This is a genomic window from Nostoc punctiforme PCC 73102, assembly GCF_000020025.1.
Taxonomy (GTDB): domain Bacteria; phylum Cyanobacteriota; class Cyanobacteriia; order Cyanobacteriales; family Nostocaceae; genus Nostoc; species Nostoc punctiforme.
This window is the reverse complement of sequence record NC_010628.1, coordinates 7,085,038-7,102,449: the sequence shown is the minus strand read 5'-3', so window position 1 is coordinate 7,102,449 and position 17,412 is coordinate 7,085,038. Positions and strand designations below refer to the sequence as shown.

The 17,412-nt window shown below is 41.2% G+C and carries 15 protein-coding genes; 7 read left to right on the top strand and 8 right to left on the bottom strand.

Annotated features, from left to right (window positions below; genetic code table 11):
- Position 1 precedes the first annotated feature (1 nt).
- Entirely contained in the window at positions 2–922 is a 921-nt protein-coding gene (locus tag NPUN_RS29070; RefSeq protein WP_012411986.1) for a ribonuclease D, read from the bottom strand.
- Between the two features lie 466 nt (positions 923–1,388).
- Here NPUN_RS29070 and NPUN_RS29065 point away from each other — a divergent pair, with 466 nt between their 5' ends.
- From NPUN_RS29065 to NPUN_RS29055, 3 genes are all read left to right on the top strand, one after another.
- Positions 1,389–1,847 (top strand): BON domain-containing protein, encoded by a 459-nt coding sequence (locus NPUN_RS29065; RefSeq protein ID WP_012411985.1) that lies wholly within the window; start codon positions 1,389–1,391, stop codon positions 1,845–1,847.
- 330 nt (positions 1,848–2,177) lie between these two features.
- On the top strand, positions 2,178–5,849 hold the full coding sequence (gene smc, locus NPUN_RS29060; RefSeq protein ID WP_012411984.1) for a chromosome segregation protein SMC: 3,672 nt from the start codon (positions 2,178–2,180) through the stop codon (positions 5,847–5,849).
- A 58-nt stretch (positions 5,850–5,907) separates the two neighbouring features.
- Positions 5,908–6,903 (top strand): PRC-barrel domain-containing protein, encoded by a 996-nt coding sequence (locus NPUN_RS29055; RefSeq protein WP_012411983.1) that lies wholly within the window; start codon positions 5,908–5,910, stop codon positions 6,901–6,903.
- Between the two features lie 223 nt (positions 6,904–7,126).
- Here NPUN_RS29055 and NPUN_RS29050 read toward each other — a convergent pair whose 3' ends face one another.
- Together NPUN_RS29050 and NPUN_RS29045 are read right to left on the bottom strand one after the other, a co-directional pair.
- Positions 7,127–7,492, bottom strand: a complete 366-nt coding sequence (locus tag NPUN_RS29050) for a DUF5615 family PIN-like protein (protein ID WP_012411982.1) — start codon at positions 7,490–7,492, stop codon at positions 7,127–7,129.
- On the bottom strand, positions 7,492–7,827 hold the full coding sequence (locus NPUN_RS29045) for a DUF433 domain-containing protein (RefSeq protein ID WP_012411981.1): 336 nt from the start codon (positions 7,825–7,827) through the stop codon (positions 7,492–7,494). The genes NPUN_RS29050 and NPUN_RS29045 overlap by 1 nt, the downstream gene beginning before the upstream one ends.
- A 166-nt stretch (positions 7,828–7,993) precedes the next feature.
- Here NPUN_RS29045 and NPUN_RS29040 point away from each other — a divergent pair, with 166 nt between their 5' ends.
- Together NPUN_RS29040 and NPUN_RS29035 are read left to right on the top strand one after the other, a co-directional pair.
- A complete protein-coding gene (locus tag NPUN_RS29040) occupies positions 7,994–9,718 on the top strand; it encodes an ABC transporter ATP-binding protein (RefSeq protein ID WP_012411980.1) in 1,725 nt (574 codons plus the stop codon).
- A 166-nt stretch (positions 9,719–9,884) separates the two neighbouring features.
- On the top strand, positions 9,885–10,523 hold the full coding sequence (locus NPUN_RS29035; protein WP_012411979.1) for a histidine phosphatase family protein: 639 nt from the start codon (positions 9,885–9,887) through the stop codon (positions 10,521–10,523).
- A 191-nt stretch (positions 10,524–10,714) separates the two neighbouring features.
- Here the strand turns inward: NPUN_RS29035 and NPUN_RS29030 are convergent, their stop codons facing one another.
- Together NPUN_RS29030 and NPUN_RS29025 are read right to left on the bottom strand one after the other, a co-directional pair.
- Entirely contained in the window at positions 10,715–11,992 is a 1,278-nt protein-coding gene (locus tag NPUN_RS29030; protein WP_012411978.1) for a toll/interleukin-1 receptor domain-containing protein, read from the bottom strand.
- Between the two features lie 326 nt (positions 11,993–12,318).
- Entirely contained in the window at positions 12,319–13,776 is a 1,458-nt protein-coding gene (locus tag NPUN_RS29025) for a protein adenylyltransferase SelO (protein WP_012411977.1), read from the bottom strand.
- 121 nt (positions 13,777–13,897) lie between these two features.
- On the opposite strand from NPUN_RS29025, the gene NPUN_RS29020 reads away from it, so the two are divergent.
- Complete coding sequence (locus NPUN_RS29020) at positions 13,898–14,557, top strand: SMI1/KNR4 family protein (RefSeq protein WP_012411976.1); 660 nt, start codon at positions 13,898–13,900, stop codon at positions 14,555–14,557.
- A gap of 25 nt (positions 14,558–14,582) precedes the next feature.
- Here NPUN_RS29020 and NPUN_RS37940 read toward each other — a convergent pair whose 3' ends face one another.
- A complete protein-coding gene (locus NPUN_RS37940; protein WP_148220372.1) occupies positions 14,583–15,068 on the bottom strand; it encodes a hypothetical protein in 486 nt (161 codons plus the stop codon).
- Positions 15,069–15,316: 248 nt separating this feature from the next.
- A complete protein-coding gene (locus tag NPUN_RS29010; RefSeq protein ID WP_041565698.1) occupies positions 15,317–15,892 on the bottom strand; it encodes a GNAT family N-acetyltransferase in 576 nt (191 codons plus the stop codon).
- A 322-nt stretch (positions 15,893–16,214) separates the two neighbouring features.
- On the opposite strand from NPUN_RS29010, the gene bioB reads away from it, so the two are divergent.
- Positions 16,215–17,222, top strand: a complete 1,008-nt coding sequence (bioB, locus tag NPUN_RS29005) for a biotin synthase BioB (protein WP_012411973.1) — start codon at positions 16,215–16,217, stop codon at positions 17,220–17,222.
- 77 nt (positions 17,223–17,299) lie between these two features.
- Here the strand turns inward: bioB and petL are convergent, their stop codons facing one another.
- Positions 17,300–17,395 carry a cytochrome b6-f complex subunit PetL gene (petL, locus tag NPUN_RS41085; RefSeq protein WP_148220371.1) on the bottom strand — a complete coding sequence of 32 codons (96 nt, stop codon included), beginning with the start codon at positions 17,393–17,395 and terminating at the stop codon, positions 17,300–17,302.
- Between the last annotated feature and the right edge of the window lie 17 nt (positions 17,396–17,412).

The following is a 17,412-nucleotide window of genomic DNA, read 5'->3' as shown; positions in this document are numbered from 1 at the left end:
TTTACTCATCTTCTGTTTCAGTCTCTTGAGCTTTGGGAGTTAGCCGCCAAGAAGTAGTTTTTTCAATATCTACAGACAATTGTTCTAGATTTGGGCCTAAATCTTTTTGGAGTTTCTGAGTTAGCGTGATGGGAAAATCTAAATCAATATCTTGGGTTTGTGCTAGCCTAGCCAATTCTGAAAAAGTCGCTTTGACTGTAGTGCGATCGTAACTAGTAAGCTTATGATAAGAAGTTTCAGATATATTCTGAGCTTGCATCGCTTTTTTCATACGTTCTTGCAAATGCTCAAATTCTGAATTCAACAACTTCCATTGTTGTTCAAGTTGTGAGTATCGAGTACTTAGTGATGTTAAATCTTCCGTTGCGGGTTCGGGGTTGGCTTTGGCTTGTAAACTTAATAAATTTGAGTGGATTTGAGCAAGATAAATACAATCTAGATAAGCATACTCTATCTGTTCTTCAGTCAGGGGGCGTTTTCCCCAATCGCTGGTTTGCTCTTGTTTATCGATATTGTTAAAGCTACAAAGTGCTGTAGCTATGGTTTTGAGTTGATAGTTAGGTAATGGCAAAATATGGTAGGGAATTTTTTTTACCATTTCTAAAGTGCAGGTAATATTTTTAGCTTTCTTGTTACCGAGAAATTTTAGATCGTAACTGGCATTGTGAAAAACTTTTTCAATGGCAGAATTTATCATAATTTTTTCAATAAACTCAGCTATGATATTAGGTTGGTCTAGCACATCTAAAAGATAGACGCGATCGCCACTCATATCTTGAGGATTATCTAACACCTGAATCAGCGATAGTCTAGGATTACGACTTTTATAGTCAGCTACTTCTGTATCGATCCACAGTGTTTTGATATTGGTGTATTCAGCGACAATAGCACTAATTTCGCTGGCAGAAGTGAGGTAGGGCATTGGCTGATATTTCCTGAATATTTAGGGCATTGTAAGTAAGCCATAGTTTTCTAAAGTAACATTTTGTTGGTAATTTTGCTGGCACAGTATTGCAAAAACATGAAGTTTTGAGCTGCATAGGCGTAGACATCGCCAAACTGACCCAAATCTGATAACATCGATTCACTACTTTAAGGTTGCATAGTTTATCATTGGAAAAGTTCCTCAGCATCTACATTAAATTCATAGGAGCTATAGTCCGTATATACAGGTATCTTGGTTAGCAACCGTCAATAAAATTGAATTGGTGCTTCTCAAAGATGGCTGCAAAATCTTAGCCTAAACAAATCGTTCAAGTTTCAATTTCCAGTAATCTGAGTAATTGCTTGGACACTTTTGCTACTTCACATTTAATTGCTTTTTAACATCTGCTCCTCACCATGACACACAAATTAATTGCTTTCAGTAATCAATTCGGAGATAGATAATGAAAAAGCTAATTCTATTAATCGTTAGTAGCATTTTGGTAGTTGGTACTTTTGGCTGCCAAGAGGCTCCTAAAACTGGTTCGGAAACTCCTAGTACTACTAACGAAGCTGCTCAAGTACCAGCAAAACCTGCTTCTCAGACAAATGAAACTGCCAAAGTTCCAGGAATACAAACAACTCCTTTAGCAACTAGCACAGATACTAAAGTTAAAACCGGTTCTGAAAAAACGGCAGCAACAAAAGTTAAAAGCGACTTAAAAACTGAAGTTAGCGCCAAGTTGAACAAAGGCTTACCAGGCAATAAGTTACAGGTTGAGAACAAAGAGGGTGAAATTATCCTCAAAGGCACAGCGACTTCTGCTGAAGAACTCAAGAAAGCTGAAACTTTGGCTAAGGAAGTTCAAGGTGTGAAGACTGTGAAGGTGGAAGCAAAAGTTGAAGCTGTGAAAAAGCCATAAAAGAATAACTGAAGTTCTCAGTTAACATCGGCATGAAAGCCAAACAGGGACTTACATCTGTGTAAGTTCCTGTTTTTTATTTGCTCAATTTTAAGTCACACCACTCTATTAGTTTGTCAAGGAAGTTCGTAGTAAAGACTAAACTCCTTCGAATATTGTGCTTTTCTTTGAAATAAGATTTTCCTTACCCCCTCTGCGTTCTTTGCGCCTCTGTGGTAGCTTGCGACAAGCTGCTCGTTTACGATAATCCTGAATTCTTTCCCCTACCCTCTTGCGAATTTTTAATTAGTTGATACACTTGTTCTTCATTAGCCCAGTTAACCAGCGCCTATGGTTCATATCAAGCGCGTGGAACTTACCAACTTCAAATCCTTCGGCGGTACTACTTCAGTCCCTTTGCTGCCGGGGTGTACTGTCATATCTGGGCCAAATGGTTCGGGTAAATCTAATATTCTCGATGCACTGCTATTTTGCCTCGGACTCTCCAGTTCTAAGGGAATGCGAGCCGATCGCTTACCAGATTTGGTAAATAACACCCAAACGTCTAAAGGACGCGCTTCTATTGAAGCTAGCGTCACTGTGACGTTTGATTTGTCAGATGAAATCTCACACAAAGACACAAAGGCGCAAAAGGAGGAAGTAGAGGAGGCAGGGGATGCAGGGGATGCAGGGGAAGCGGAGGAAGAACCAAAATCCAAAATCGTTCGACTGAGCGAAGCCGAAGTCCAAAAGCCAAAATCGGCAGAGTGGAGTGTTACTAGAAGGCTGCGAGTCACTCACCAAGGAAGTTACACGTCGAATTACTATATAAATGGTGAAGCTTGCACGCTGACGGAGTTGCATCAGCAACTAAGTAATCTGCGGGTTTATCCTGAAGGCTACAACGTGGTGCTGCAAGGGGATGTCACCAGCATTATCTCGATGAATGCGCGGGAACGGCGGGAAATTATTGATGAATTGGCTGGGGTGGCGGCGTTCGATCGCAAAATCATTCAAGCCAAATCAACTTTAGATGAGGTGAAGGAGAAGGAAGATAGCTGTCGGATTATTGAAACGGAATTAACTGCACAACGCGATCGCCTTTCTCAAGATCGTGCTAAAGCTGAGAGATATCAAAAACTTCGCACGGAATTTCTGGCTAAACAATCCTGGGAAGCGGTTTTATCATGGCGATCGCTACAAGCACAACAAGAAAAGTTAGTTCACGAAATTCAAACAGGCGATCGCAATTCTAGTGAACTCTCAACTCAACTCACAAATCTAAATTCCGAAATCGTCCAAAAAACTGCTGAACTTGAACAACTCAATGCCCATGTCAAAGCATTGGGAGAAGATGAACTTTTGGCGGTACAATCTACCCTCGCCACCCAAGAAGCAGAACGTAAACAACTCCAGCGTCAGCTAACGGAATTACAAACAGCTTCCCAAGAAACTGCTAAACGTCTCACTCAAACTCAGCAAGAAATTCAAAAACATCGTCATTCCCTAGAAGAAATTGACGAAACCCAAATTGTAGAGACGCGATTCATCGCGTCTTCCCAACACCAAAGGAATGAAGCCCACCAATCTCTAGAAACCTCCCGCGAAGCAGCCGCAGAAATCGCCTCAGCTTCGGAAGCATGGGTACAGCAACAAACGGCATTCAATCGTCAAATTGAAACTCTGTTGCAAACTCTAGAACCGCAACGCACAGAAAAAGCACAACTCACAGAACGGAATAATCAATTACAGCAATTAATTTCAGAACAAACCCAGTTAATTGAACGCGACGAACCGCTATTAGCCCAAAAACAAACTGACTGTAATCAAGTTGAAACGGAATTTAACGCCTCTAGCGAACCCATCCAGAATTTAGCCCAAAATCTCTCAGCTACAGAACAAGAACTGCAAATCCAACAGGAAACCCAAAAGCGGTTACTTTTTGAACAACGGGAAAAACAACGCCAGTTGGATAAAATAGAGGCGCAAACGCAAGCACAGCAAGAAGTCCAAGGAACCCAAGCGAGTAAAGTTATTTTACAATCGGGAATGCCTGGACTTTGTGGCTTGGTTGTGCAGTTGGGAAAGGTGGAACCCCGCCATCAGCTAGCTTTGGAAATGGCTGCCGGTGGACGATTGGGACATATTGTGGTGGAAGATGATGGTGTAGCCGCAGCCGGGATTGAATTGCTCAAACAGAAACGTGCCGGGAGAGCGACTTTTTTACCACTAAATAAAATTCATGCTCCTAAATTTACTCAAGATGCAACGCTGCGTTTCGCTAGCGGCTTCGTTAACTATGCTGTTAACTTAGTCGATTGCGATCGCCGTTACAAAGATGTATTTAGCTACGTTTTTGGTAACACAGTAGTATTTGCCAACCTGGAGGCGGCGCGGAAAAATTTAGGTTTATATCGCATCGTCACCTTAGACGGGGAGTTGTTAGAAACTAGCGGTGCAATGACTGGTGGTAGTAACAGCAATCGTTCAGCGTTGCGGTTTGGTACGGGTGAAGCGGCAGAATCTGATGAAGCGATCGCTTTAAAAACTCGTTTGGTGGATATTGAGCGAGTTTTAGAGCGTTGTACAGAAGCGATCGCAACTTTGTCAGCCAGAAGTAAAAAACTCACCCAAGAACTCACAGAAACGCGTCAGGCGCGGCGCGAACAGCAGTTGCAATTGGAACAGTTGCAAAAAGACATTAAGAATTTAACAGCGCAATTAGAGGGGACGCGATCGCAACTAGCCCAAAACAGCGAAAAGTTAGCCACTGCTCAATCCCGATTAGAAATTTTGGAGCGGGAATTACCTGGGAAAGAAAATGAATTGCAACAATTGCGACACGCTTTAGCAGAGTTGGAAGCATCTCAAACCCCCAGTGAATGGCAGCAAATCCAGGCGACAATTAAAATTCAAGAGCAACACTTGCAACAACGAGAGACAGCATTACGCGAAGCTGAACAAAGATTAAAAAATTTAGAAAATCAGCAACAACGTTTGCAAGAAAAAATCCAAGAAGCAGAAACGCGAATCACCGAATACGAAACCCAACAAATCTCTTGTAAAGACGCGATTCATCACGTCTTTTCACAAATCACAACGATAAACGAGCAAATTACCCAAACCCGTTTATCGTTGGCTCAAATGGAGCAAAATTTGGGAGAAGAGAAACAAAAACGCGACGCTACAGAATTGGAAGTGCGATCGCACCTTTTGCGCCAACAACAATTGCAATGGGAAATCGAAAAACTCAAAGAAACTCAAGAGAAGCGGCGGGAGGAACTAATTGCACTGCAAAGCCAGTTGCGAGATATGGGAGCAGAATTACCAAATCCCTTGCCGGAAGTTCCAGATAAGGTAGATTTGGAGGAATTACAGAAAGAATTGCGATCGCTCACCAAACGCTTACAAGCAATGGAACCTGTTAATATGCTGGCGTTGGAAGAATACGAACGCACCCAAAACCGTCTCCAAGAACTGACGCAAAAATTAGAGACACTAGAAGGGGAACGCACCGAGCTACTTTTGCGGATCGAAAACTTTACCACATTGCGGCAACTTGCCTTTAAAGAAGCGTTTGATGCTGTCAACGAAAACTTTCAATCAATTTTTGCCATTCTTTCAGACGGTGACGGCTACCTACAACTCGAAAATCCCGAAGATCCCTTTAGCAGTGGACTTAATTTAGTTGCACATCCCAAAGGTAAACCCGTACAGCGCCTAGCTTCCATGTCTGGGGGAGAAAAATCACTTACAGCTTTGAGCTTTATCTTTGCCCTGCAACGCTACCGTCCATCGCCATTTTACGCCTTTGACGAAGTAGATATGTTCCTAGATGGAGCAAACGTAGAACGATTAGCTAAAATGATTAAGCAACAGTCACAACAAGCGCAATTTATAGTTGTGAGTTTGCGTCGTCCGATGATAGAATCAGCCGAACGCACAATCGGCGTTACTCAAGCACGGGGAGCTTACACTCAAGTTTTGGGGATTAAATTACAATCATCCAATACATCTGCTTGAGTTTTTGTTAATAATAGTGTATAGACAAACCGGATTCGAGATCAGGACTCGGTATAGAATGACCTCCGAACAGATAATTAGACGTTCCGATATATTAAACACTCAGGTGATTACCCGCGACAACGGCAAGCGGCTAGGCATCATCAGTCAAGTCTGGGTTGATATTGATCAACGAGAGGTTGTGGCTCTTGGTTTGCGAGACAGCCTGATCTCCATTTCGGGCATACCGCGCTACATGTACCTCAACAACATCAGCCAGATTGGTGATGTCATCCTGGTTGATAACGAAGATGTCATTGAAGATATCGAAGTTGAATCTCTCAGCAATCTGATTAACTGGGAAGTAATTACAGAAACAGGTGAAGTATTAGGCAAAGTCCGGGGCTTCAAGTTCAACGGCGAAACCGGGAAGCTTAACTCTATAGTCATCGCTTCTTTAGGATTACCCCAAATTCCCGATCAATTTCTGAGTACTTACGAGTTCTCGGTAGATGAAATTGTCAGCACTGGCCCCAATCGGTTGATTGTGTTTGAAGGAGCCGAAGAACGTGTGAACCAGTTGACAACCGGTTTACTAGAGCGTTTGGGTATTGGCAAAGCACCTTGGGAAAGGGATGCAGAAGAAGAATACGGCTATACTCCACCACGCCAAGTTGCACCAGGTAATCAACTGCCTAGTGGAGTGCCATTGCAGCCACCCAGGCAAAAAGTTCGCGCCCCCGAACCCGTAGCGCGGGAAGAGGAATGGAATGAAGACTATGTGGAAGAGGAAAGGCCACAGCGTCAGGTAATGAAGGCGCGACAGTATGAATCTATTCAATACGAAGAAGACGAAGAAGAAGATAACTGGAGTGAAGCAACAGGCAACGACAGGTATCAACAACCGCAGCCGCTAAAGTATGAAGCCAAGCCTTACAGCAAGCCTTATGTTGATGAATACGATGATTATGATGATGTAGAAGGTGATGCTTGGGAAGATGAGCCGAAGCCTGTGAATATTCCGAAAAAAGTAAAGGAAAGACAGCCGGAATACGAAGAAGAAGGCGGATATTAATTAATTCGTAGTTCGTAATTAAATTTCAAGATTAGTCTAGCTCTTTCCTTACAAGTAAGGAGGGGGCTAATTTTTTAGGATAAGTCAGGGGTGGAAGCAATACGTTGGTTCAGCTAAGATTTTTTGATGAAAATTCTAGATCGCAAAGACGCGATAAATCGCCGTCTCTACAAACGGACTGACTATTGTAGAGACTGCGATTCATCGTGTCTCTTGTCTTAACCTATTGGCTTAGAGGTAGATATTCAATTCGATCCTGGTATTCATCCTCAAACGAAGCTTCAACTATGAAGATTAATTCTTCAACAGTTTGTCCAATGCTTTGGTTTGCATCGATGGTGAAAATTCCAGGAATATGGCGACCTGAAGCTAAATGGTCAGCCAAATGTCTGGGCATCGATTTACGGTTATTTGTAACCAAAATAAATCCATTGGTTTCGCACCAAATCAAAATCTCTGGATCTGAAGTACCCTTGGGTGGCACATCTAAATCCCCAATGATTCGCACGACCAATTCAGGGTTGCGCCGCACAAGTTGAGAACGATATGTAGGACTCAAATGTTCATCCAACAGATACTGAATTGCCATTAGCTTTCCTGTAACTGTTTTCCAGCGTTTTCTTCCTGCATCTGCCGAAACCTCATCCTAGCAGGAGACGGATTTCGCTGTTGTTCTTCGCGTATGGTTCGGGAAAATTTCAACCAATTTACCAGATAGGCATCAACCTCTGAACGATTATGCAAGTAATACAAAATCGTGGCGTAAACCTGTTCTAACGTCACTGTATGAAATTGTTCGGCAATTTCTTCTGGTGTTTTAGAGCGATAGATATACTCGTAAAGAATGCTCTCAATCCCAATCCGGGTTCCTTTGAGCCGGATATCATCTGGTGCAAGGGCGTTGAAATACTCTTCCAATTTCATAAAGCAATACCCCTCGAATGAATATTCCATTTCAATCATAGAAGAACACCGGGAAACTCTATTATGAACGCTAAAACAGGTTGTAACTAATTAGTGAACTGTTCAGAAACTCCCCAAAAGCTGCTAGCGTCAAACAAAGGAAAAATATCGTTGTGGACTTTCGAGCTTGAAAACGCGTTCTAATTACTGGCAACTACTGCCTTATATCCGACTCCAGTGGAAAACCATCACCAAGGGACTTATTGGTATCTTGGGATACGTTCTGGCGACATTAGTGTTGATAAATCTTGCCGGTAAATTGGCAATTCCCTTTGCACAGGGTAATGTAGTAGCGATCGCTCAAATAACTGGCAGCTGTGCCTTAGTCTTTCTTGTCAGAGGCTTGTTTCAGTCTATACAAGATATGTACATGGCCAAGGCTTCTTTGAGAGTTGCTTTTTATCTCCGTCAGCAAGTCTACGCCCATCTGCAAAAGCTAAATCTCAGCTATTTTGAAACCGCAAAAGCAGGTGATTTATCTTACCGCCTCACCGAAGATGTTGACCGGGTTGGCGAAGTTGTAAATAAAGGATTTCACGACTTTATCCCCTGCATTTTGCAGTTGTTGGCAATTCCGATTTACATGATTTATCTGAATTGGCAACTGACATTAGCAACGGTGATTGTTGCGCCACTGATGGGTATTTTAGTTGGCTGGTTTGGTGAACGTTTACGCAAATATTCCTTAAAAAGTCAAAATCGCGTGTCGGGTTTATCAGCCATCCTTGCGGAAGTTTTCAATGGTATTCGTTTAGTACAGGCTTTTGCTGCTGAAAATTATGAAATCGCCCGCTTTGGCCATGAAGCAGAACGCAGTCTGAAAGCAAAATACTCAGCCGAACGCCTGAAAGCGATTCAGATTCCCATTGTGGGATTTCTAGAAGCTTTAAGTGCGTTATCGTTACTGATTGTGGGAGCGTGGCAAATTTCCCAGAATAACTTGACAGTGGCGAATTTTTTCAGCTATCTGGCGGCGGCGGCACTGTTAATTGATCCCATTGGTCATACTACTAACAACTACAACGAATTTAAGCAGGGTGAAGCATCTGTTGACCGCGTTTTTGAATTGATGGCAATTCAGCCGACGGTAATCGAAAAGATCAATGCGATCGCTCTGGCTCCAGTCAAAGGCAAAATAGAATATCGTCATATTTCCTTTGCCTATAAGCCTGGTGAACCCGTATTGAAAAATATCAGTTTATTGGTATCACCAGGTGAAGCGATCGCTCTTGTGGGTGCTTCTGGTGCTGGTAAAACCACATTTGTCAATCTCCTCCCCCGTTTTTACGACCCCGAAGTTGGTCAAATTTTCATTGACGATGTTGATATTCGGGATGTGAAACTGCATAGTCTGCGGCGGCAAATTGGGATCGTTCCTCAAGAAACCATCATGTTTTCGGGGACAATTGCCCAAAATATCGCCTTTGGACAAGATGTTTTTGACATGGAAGCAGTTAAAGAGGCGGCGAAGATTGCTAATGCTCATCAGTTCATTAGCCAACTGCCAGAGGGTTATCAGACCTGGGTGGGCGAACGTGGGGTAAACTTATCAGGAGGACAAAGACAAAGAATTGCGATCGCTCGTGCGGTTCTCCTCAATCCCCAAATATTGATTCTTGATGAGGCGACATCAGCATTAGACTCGGAATCAGAAGCACTGGTACAGGAAGCGCTAGAAAGACTGATGCAAAAACGCACAGTATTTATTATTGCTCACCGTTTATCAACCGTGAGACGGTGCGATCGCATTTTAGTTCTCGAACAGGGACAAATTGTTGAATCAGGAACCCATGAAGAATTATTAGCCCTAGAGCATCGCTACGCGCGGTTTTATGCCCAGCAATTTAGTTAGCAGTGGAAAAGACACAGAGAGTTAGAGAAAAGGAGAACTTTTCAAAAGTCTGTGTTGGATTGACTTTTTTGGTTGATTACTTTGTCCTGGTGTCACATAATCGATTCCGAGATTGATGGTACTTTGTTTTTGCACCAACTCCTTTATCCCAATCGTGATATAAGCTATGACACTCAATTTATATTTACTGCGACATGGAGAAACTACTTTTAGTCAAAGTGGTAATTTCTGCGGTGAAACTGATGCGGAGTTGACAACAGAGGGGATGCAGATGGCATCCGGTTTTGCCGATGTTTATCAAAAATTGAAGTGGGAAGCTGTTTACGTTAGCCCGATGAAGCGCACAATTGCAACTGCCAAGCCATTTTGTGATGCTATCGGTATGGATATGCAGTTGCGTGACGGACTTAGAGAAGGTAGTTACGGCGAATGGGAAAGGAAGAGTAAATCGTTTGCCCAAGAGAATTACGCCCAAAACTATGTAAATTGGATGACAGAACCCGCTTGGAATGCTCCCAAAGGTGGAGAAACTGCGGTAGATATTGCTAACCGTTCTATGCCTGTAATTGCTGAAATTCAAGAAAAACATCACCAAGGTAATGTTTTAGTGGTTTCCCATAAAGCCACGATTCGGATTATGCTTTGCAGTTTACTGGGTATTGATTTGGGACGCTATCGCTATCGGGTGAATATTTTGGTCGCGTCGGTAAGTATGGTTAAATTTGACGTTAATGGCCCTTTGTTAGAAATATTAGGCGATCGTCATCATATACCCGATCATATTCGCTCTCGTCCGGGAACATAATTGGCAAAAAGTTTTGTTATGATGCCTCCCTATCTTCTTTGATTTTTCAAGTTAAGTTTAGGGAATTGCGTGAAAATAAAGTACCAGTAAACCGAGTTTCGACACTTCGACTGCGCTCAGTGCATCGCTGCGCTCAACTCTCGATGGCTGAGGGTTGGGATACTATTAACTCGCAGATGCCTTATACCAAATTAGATGAGCTGACCCTGGGTATTTAGCATGGTTTTTGCAAAAATAATTTCGTTAACGATATCCATAACATCATTGACTACATCTTCTGCTGTTGATTCGTCATTGATATATTGATTCAGTGATTTAAATTTTTCCGGTGAGATATTTCCCATTAATTTACTATCCCAATTTGCCAGCATTTCGTCGAATACTTTTTTGGCATCGCCATTAGTACAGACAATAGGAATCACCGGAATTTTCTCTTGTTTAGCATATAGATAAGTTTCATAAGTTCCACCAACGCCTCCCACAAGAATCACCAAATCTGAATGTCGCAAACAATCAAGCCACTCATTAATACCTGACTCGGTGTATTCGACTTTTCCACCCTTAAATACAGGTTGTTTTCCTCGCGGAACAACGTGAGTTAACTTATCAGTTAGGCGTATATCTTTTTGCGCGATTTTTTCGGCAAAATTATCAGCGACAACATAATCTACTCCTTCCCATCCACCTGTTATCAAGTTATAGTTATATTCTGCTATTTTTTCACCAAGTTGTTGAGCGCACCAATTGATTTCATTAGGAATTTCAAAAAATCCTGTTCCTGCAACTAAAATACTCTTTTTGCTTCTGAGTTTAACAGCATCATTTTTAATAGCATCAGTAAGCTGATTGATAAATCCATTAAAGTTTTGAGACGGATCAATGCTTAATTTATCTGAGATAAAAAACATGAATTCGTCAATCTTCTGGGAAATTTCCATAATTTTTTCAGCAACATTATACATTGCAGAATCTTGATGAGCAGATAGTTCTGAACCCATAAGTTGTTTTAGTTTTTCACTCTGTTGCTTCCAATATTTTATATACTCAGTCTTGCCTTCTTTGGTATAGACATTAGCATCCTGTAAAACCACAGGAAAAACTTTTTGTTCATAATCCTTGCGCTTCATGATTTCAATAGCTTCAAACATACAGTATTCCGATCGCAAATATTTGTCGCTGACAACGACAATTACATAGTTTCCGCGCCCGATTTCCTGCATGAAGTCGTGTATACTCTTACCTAGCGTTAAATAGTTGCGATCGCGAATTAAGTTGTAACGTTCAGAAATAAGTGCGGTGCAAATTTTATCGACTAATTCTTCGCGTTGACTACCTAATTCACTCTTGTTATCTTTCCATGCGTATGATATATATATCTGATTCATTTTTTTAAGGTTTTCTAAGATGCGATAGAGAAATTTGGAACCAATAGGTGAAAAAAATTCGTTGCTACATAAACTATCGTCCATGTACGTGGATTGAAAAAATAACCCACGCAGGCAAAAATAATTCTGAGGTAGGTTTTAGAGCATCAGAACTTTGGGTTTAGTCTGTGTAGCCGTGATTTCTAATTAGCAAGGCTGAATAAAATTTTACTTTTATATTTGATAACCGACCTAGGTATTTTCTCGCAATTCAATTCAACTCGGATTGCTATATCTATACAATTTAGTTAAAAATTTTTGTAGAGACGTTGCAATGCAACGTCTCTTATTAGATTACTCGTCGTGTAAATTACACCAGATATAATCTCAATAAGTCTGTCTACATGAAAAAGAAAATAGGTGTGATTTTACTATTTTCTAGACTGAATTGCCTGGATTAACTCATAAAAAGGTTGCCAATTATCTTCTTGAGCAATTGCTTTCCAAGTAGACTCAATCACAGGTCTTAATAGTGCCGTTTTAGGATTATGAACAGCTAGTGTTTGGGCAATTACATCGATGCGGTCGCTATCAAAATCATTCAAGATTTTATGGTATAGTATGCACCAATCATCAAAAATTCCTGACGCACCCGGTACTGGCACAATATCTGAATTATTCATCACAAAACCTGGCTCATCTCGCCATTTTGATGAAAAAGTTCGAGCCATCTCATAAAAAAACTGGTGATAACCAACTTGGCTATCCTTCAAAAATTCAACCGTTAGATTCAACAGTTCCGCAGCTTGTGGGTATGACAATTCCACAAAACCTAACCTTTTCAACATCAAAGAACTGTATTCAGCTTGATAATATTCATCAAACCTTTCTAATGCCGCTTCCATTTCGTCTTTATCGAGAATCGCCTTTAAAGGTTCTTGGAGCATTTGTAAATTCAACTTACAAATACTTGGTTGATTACCGTAACAATAGCGTCCATAATAATCAAAATATGCAGCTATAAAGGATGGGTTATAAGTTGGGATAAACGCGTAAGGGCCATAGTCAAAACTCTCTCCAGTAATCGACATATTGTCAGTATTCAGGACTGCATGACAAAAGCCCGCCGCCATCCACTGCGCTACTAGTTCTGCAACTCGTTTAACTAATTCGGCGTAAAACAAGACATATTTATCTTGTTCACTACTTAAGTGTCGATAATACTGCTCAATTACGTGGTCTAACAGCTTCTTAGTTAAATCTGGACGCTGAAAATAGTGCAGTCGCTCAAAAGTGCCAAACCGAATATGAGAACTGCTCATTCTAATCATCACAGATGAGCGGGTAGGTGAAGGTTCATCGCCCCGCCAAAGTGGTAAACCTGTTTCAATCATGGTCAAACAGCGCGAGGTACGTACACCCAAGTGGTGTAGTGCTTCCGCAGCTAGAACTTCCCGCACCCCACCTTTGAGCGTGAGCATACCATCGCCCCCACGGGAGTAGGGCGTTCTCCCAGAGCCTTTTGTGCCAAAATCGTATAATTCGCCATCAGTGGCGCGGACTTGTCCATAGAGAAAGCCTCTACCATCACCCAACTGTCCGTTATATTCACCAAATTGATAGCCGTGGTAACGTAGTGCTAACAAGGGTTTGCGCCCCTGAAACTGGCCAAAAGCTGTGATGAAATCTTCGTCTTTGACTACTTGGGGGTCTAAACCCAAACGAGGTAGTAGTGCATCGTTACGCCAACGCAAGATGTGTTGGGGAAATTCAGCAGCTGCCACCTCATCATAGTAGTCATCACCTAGAGATTCTAAGGCGCTTTCGTAGTTGAGGGAGAGAAGAGGATTGCTAGAATTTTTGTAGTTTGGAGTTTCAGCCAGAGTCATTACGAGCAAAGCTTAATTCATTCTTCCCTTAATACTACCTCTGGCTTCAACATCAGCATAGACGCAAAAAGCGACCATATCTAAAATATGGCAGCGCCACCATCAAAATCTAGAGTGCATAATGAATAAAGTTTTGCAATTAAAGAAAAAATTAACTCAATTAGCTATTTTAGATGCTACATTTGAGGTTTTTGGCTCAGAATCACACCAATATCAATTAAAACCTTGCTTGAGTAACAAAGATATTCAAGTTTTTGAATCTAGATACAATATTAGTTTACCAAGTGAATATAAAAACTTTCTGTTAGAAATTGGCAATGGTGGTGCGGGGCCAGGATACGGCTTATTTGGACTATCAGGAATTGAAGATGAAGATGTCATCGCAGAAAAACTATACCAAGAGAAGTACGAAATTCTCTCTAAACCATTTCCTTTAACGGAAGCATGGAATGATTTAGATTTAATTGTCAACAATAGAAATGATGCTTACTTTGACAATAAGTTTATCCAGGGTACTCTCACTATTACAACTTATGGTTGTGGAATTGATGCGATATTAGTCATTACCGGGGAGCAGTCAGGAAAAATCTGGATAGATGACCGTACTAATGATAATGGAATATATCCTGCTTCTTTGGATTTTTGTAGTTTTTTCCATGATACCGACCCTGATGATTCTCATCCAAATAGCGACCAGGGGCAGCCTTTAAGTTTTTATGATTGGTATGAAGACTGGCTTAACCGAAGTTTGCATCAAATCCGCCAGTCTTCGGAAACTTAACCTTAACTAAATCAAACTGAGTTTTTTACTTTTTAATTGGTTGCGATACTGGTTGAGTAGTTCCTACTGGATTTGATGTTGGTGAAGTAACTCCTACTGAGTTTGGTGTTGGTTGTGATGCCTGTGGAGATAGAATTTGTTTTACTTGTTGATTATAAGTTTGCAAAATTGATTGAACCTGTTTTTGTTGATCTTGATTCAGATCCAAAGATTTTAACACTATTCTAATTCTCTGACGGGATTGCAACGCTGCCTTAAATTTAGTGGCTTGAGACGGGTTTAATAAAGCTTCAATATCCTTATCTCTTTGCTGGCGAGCCACTTGGATTTGTTGACGCTGTTGGTTTGTAAGTTTGATTTTTTGGTGTGTGGCAGGACTATTCTGAGTTGTTAAACCTGGTGTAGCCGGAGAAGTTGGAACTGGTGCTGCCAAAACCACTCCGTGCAATATGGTAGCAAAAGCGAAGATAGTAGAAAATACAGATAAGCGCTTTATGGAATTAATAGGCATTTTGAAAAACTCCTCAATCATCTAAAAGAAATTCACCTATTGGCTGATTAGTCAGATGGTGAACAAATATTACTCTTGCATTTGCTTGTGGAGTTGTTGTGTATTTATTATGGATTTACTATGAATTTATATATATTGCAAGTTAATATCTCGGTTTTGTTAGTTAGCTGTGTATAAATAAACCTAATACAAAGATATCGAACTTATTTAATAAGTTCGATATCTCTACACTGCTAGAAAATAGCTGCTTAAAATTTTGGTGCTTGCCAATTAGTATTTGTAAGACTTGTCATAATATGATCTTCCCATTGTCCATTAATTAACAAATAGTCTCTAGCGTATCCTTCAATGACAAATCCGAGTCTTTTTAAGACATTGCCACTGCGCCGATTGTGAGGCATATAATTAGCCATAACTCGATGAAAATTTAATTCTTGAAAGAGATATTTAGTTGCGGCTTTTAGCCCTTCTGTCATATATCCTTTACCTTGTTTACTTTCAGCCAGGCTATATCCCACGTAACAAAAATGAGCGGCTCCTCGGACAAAATTGCTAAAATTGACCGTTCCAATAACTACAGTAGGATTTTTTTTTGTAAAAATAAATAGCTTTAACGATTGCCCATTAATAAATTCGAGAAAACTATTCTCTATCTGATATTGCCAATATTCTTCAGTGAAAAAACCATCAGCCCATAGAGGATAGAATGGGGTGAGATAAGTTTTGTTATAAATGAAGTATTTAAGAATTTGGGGTATATCTTCATGAATCGCCGCTCGTAATAATAGGCGATCGCTAGTAATTAGTGGCAGTTCTGATATCATAATCGACGGGATCTCTTCCCAGCACATACTCTAAATTGTATAAATTCTCTCATACCTACGGTTTAGCAGCAGTTAGAACTGCTTTACTCAATATCCTGTACAAAAAATAGAGTAAGTATTTTTGCTGGTAATCTGCCATTCCACCAAAATCTTGATAAGCTGATGTCTAATATCTAGAGCGGAAGGATTGAGAGCCAATGGGTGATAAAGCACAGTACGCGGCATAACTTCGATAAAATCGCTTTGCCTAAACACTGTACCGCAGGAAATTCAACCAAAAGAAAGCTCAAGATTTAGCCCAGTCTACAAGAAGGATAGTGATGTGGTGGGAATACGCTACGATTGGCAGGAATTAGAGATTCGGGCGATATACAACACGCCATTGCTAGAGCTTATTTATCAAGCTGCTAGCGTGCATCGCCAATATCATGACCCAACAAAAATACAAGTTTGTAAGCTTATATCCATTAAAACGGGAGGTTGTCCAGAAGATTGTAGCTACTGCGCCCAATCTTCCCGCTATAAAACAGAGGTAAAGGCGGAAGCACTCCTAGAAAAGGAAACCGTTGTTAACATCGCCCAGAAAGCTAAAGAAACTGGTGTGAGTCGCATTTGCATGGGTGCTGCTTGGCGCGAAGTCCGGGATAACTCACAATTTGAGGAAGTCCTGGAAATGGTCAAGGATATAACCGCAATGGGTTTAGAAGTGTGCTGCACTTTGGGTATGCTGACGGCGAATCAGGCCAGGAAATTAGAAGAAGCGGGACTTTACGCCTACAACCATAACTTAGATACCTCGCAGGAATATTACAGCACAATTATTACCACAAGAACTTATAGCGATCGCTTGAATACAATTGAGAATGTCCGTCAGACAAATGTTACTGTATGTTCCGGCGGTATCCTGGGTTTAGGCGAAACTGTCGATGACCGAGTTGGGATGTTACAAACTCTGGCAAACTTACATCCGCATCCAGAGTCAGTACCAATTAATATTCTTTCACAAGTGCCGGGCACACCCTTAGAAAATCAACCTGATGTCCCCATTTGGGATATCGTGCGGATGATTGCCACAGCCAGAATTTTAATGCCAGCTTCTGATGTGCGTCTTAGTGCTGGTAGGGCTAGACTTTCTCAAGTTGAACAAGCTTTCTGCTTTATGGCAGGAGCCAATTCTATCTTTTCTAGCGACGACAACAAAATGTTGACGGTGACAACTCCCTGTCCAGATTACGATACTGACCGAGAAATGCTCAATTTACTTGGTTTGGGGATGCGTCCACCTTCCCAAAGACAGGAGAAGGTAGCAAGTCCAGCAGTTGTAGGATAAATATCTTCTTGTGGGATGGGTGTCTCACCCGCCCCTAACTAAGGGCAGGCAAGATGCCAGCCCCACAAGAGTTTTAGTTAAATTATCTTCGCAGTCCGCAGACCGAACAACAGACCGACAGATAAACCGAAGAACAAAGCTAAAAAGCCCATGTAAGCTGCAATTGCAAACATTTATTTTTCTCCACAAT

Coding starts and splice junctions, on each gene's coding strand:
- NPUN_RS29055 (WP_012411983.1), top strand. CDS start 5,908: ATGACCTCCGAACAGATAATTAGACGTTCCGATATATTAAACACTCAG.
- NPUN_RS29035 (WP_012411979.1), top strand. CDS start 9,885: ATGACACTCAATTTATATTTACTGCGACATGGAGAAACTACTTTTAGT.
- NPUN_RS29020 (WP_012411976.1), top strand. CDS start 13,898: ATGAATAAAGTTTTGCAATTAAAGAAAAAATTAACTCAATTAGCTATT.
- NPUN_RS37940 (WP_148220372.1), bottom strand. CDS start 15,068: ATGCCTATTAATTCCATAAAGCGCTTATCTGTATTTTCTACTATCTTC.
- NPUN_RS29065 (WP_012411985.1), top strand. CDS start 1,389: ATGAAAAAGCTAATTCTATTAATCGTTAGTAGCATTTTGGTAGTTGGT.
- smc (WP_012411984.1), top strand. CDS start 2,178: ATGGTTCATATCAAGCGCGTGGAACTTACCAACTTCAAATCCTTCGGC.
- NPUN_RS29070 (WP_012411986.1), bottom strand. CDS start 922: ATGCCCTACCTCACTTCTGCCAGCGAAATTAGTGCTATTGTCGCTGAA.
- NPUN_RS29025 (WP_012411977.1), bottom strand. CDS start 13,776: ATGACTCTGGCTGAAACTCCAAACTACAAAAATTCTAGCAATCCTCTT.
- NPUN_RS29010 (WP_041565698.1), bottom strand. CDS start 15,892: ATGATATCAGAACTGCCACTAATTACTAGCGATCGCCTATTATTACGA.
- NPUN_RS29030 (WP_012411978.1), bottom strand. CDS start 11,992: ATGGACGATAGTTTATGTAGCAACGAATTTTTTTCACCTATTGGTTCC.
- NPUN_RS29050 (WP_012411982.1), bottom strand. CDS start 7,492: ATGGCAATTCAGTATCTGTTGGATGAACATTTGAGTCCTACATATCGT.
- petL (WP_148220371.1), bottom strand. CDS start 17,395: ATGTTTGCAATTGCAGCTTACATGGGCTTTTTAGCTTTGTTCTTCGGT.
- NPUN_RS29045 (WP_012411981.1), bottom strand. CDS start 7,827: ATGAAATTGGAAGAGTATTTCAACGCCCTTGCACCAGATGATATCCGG.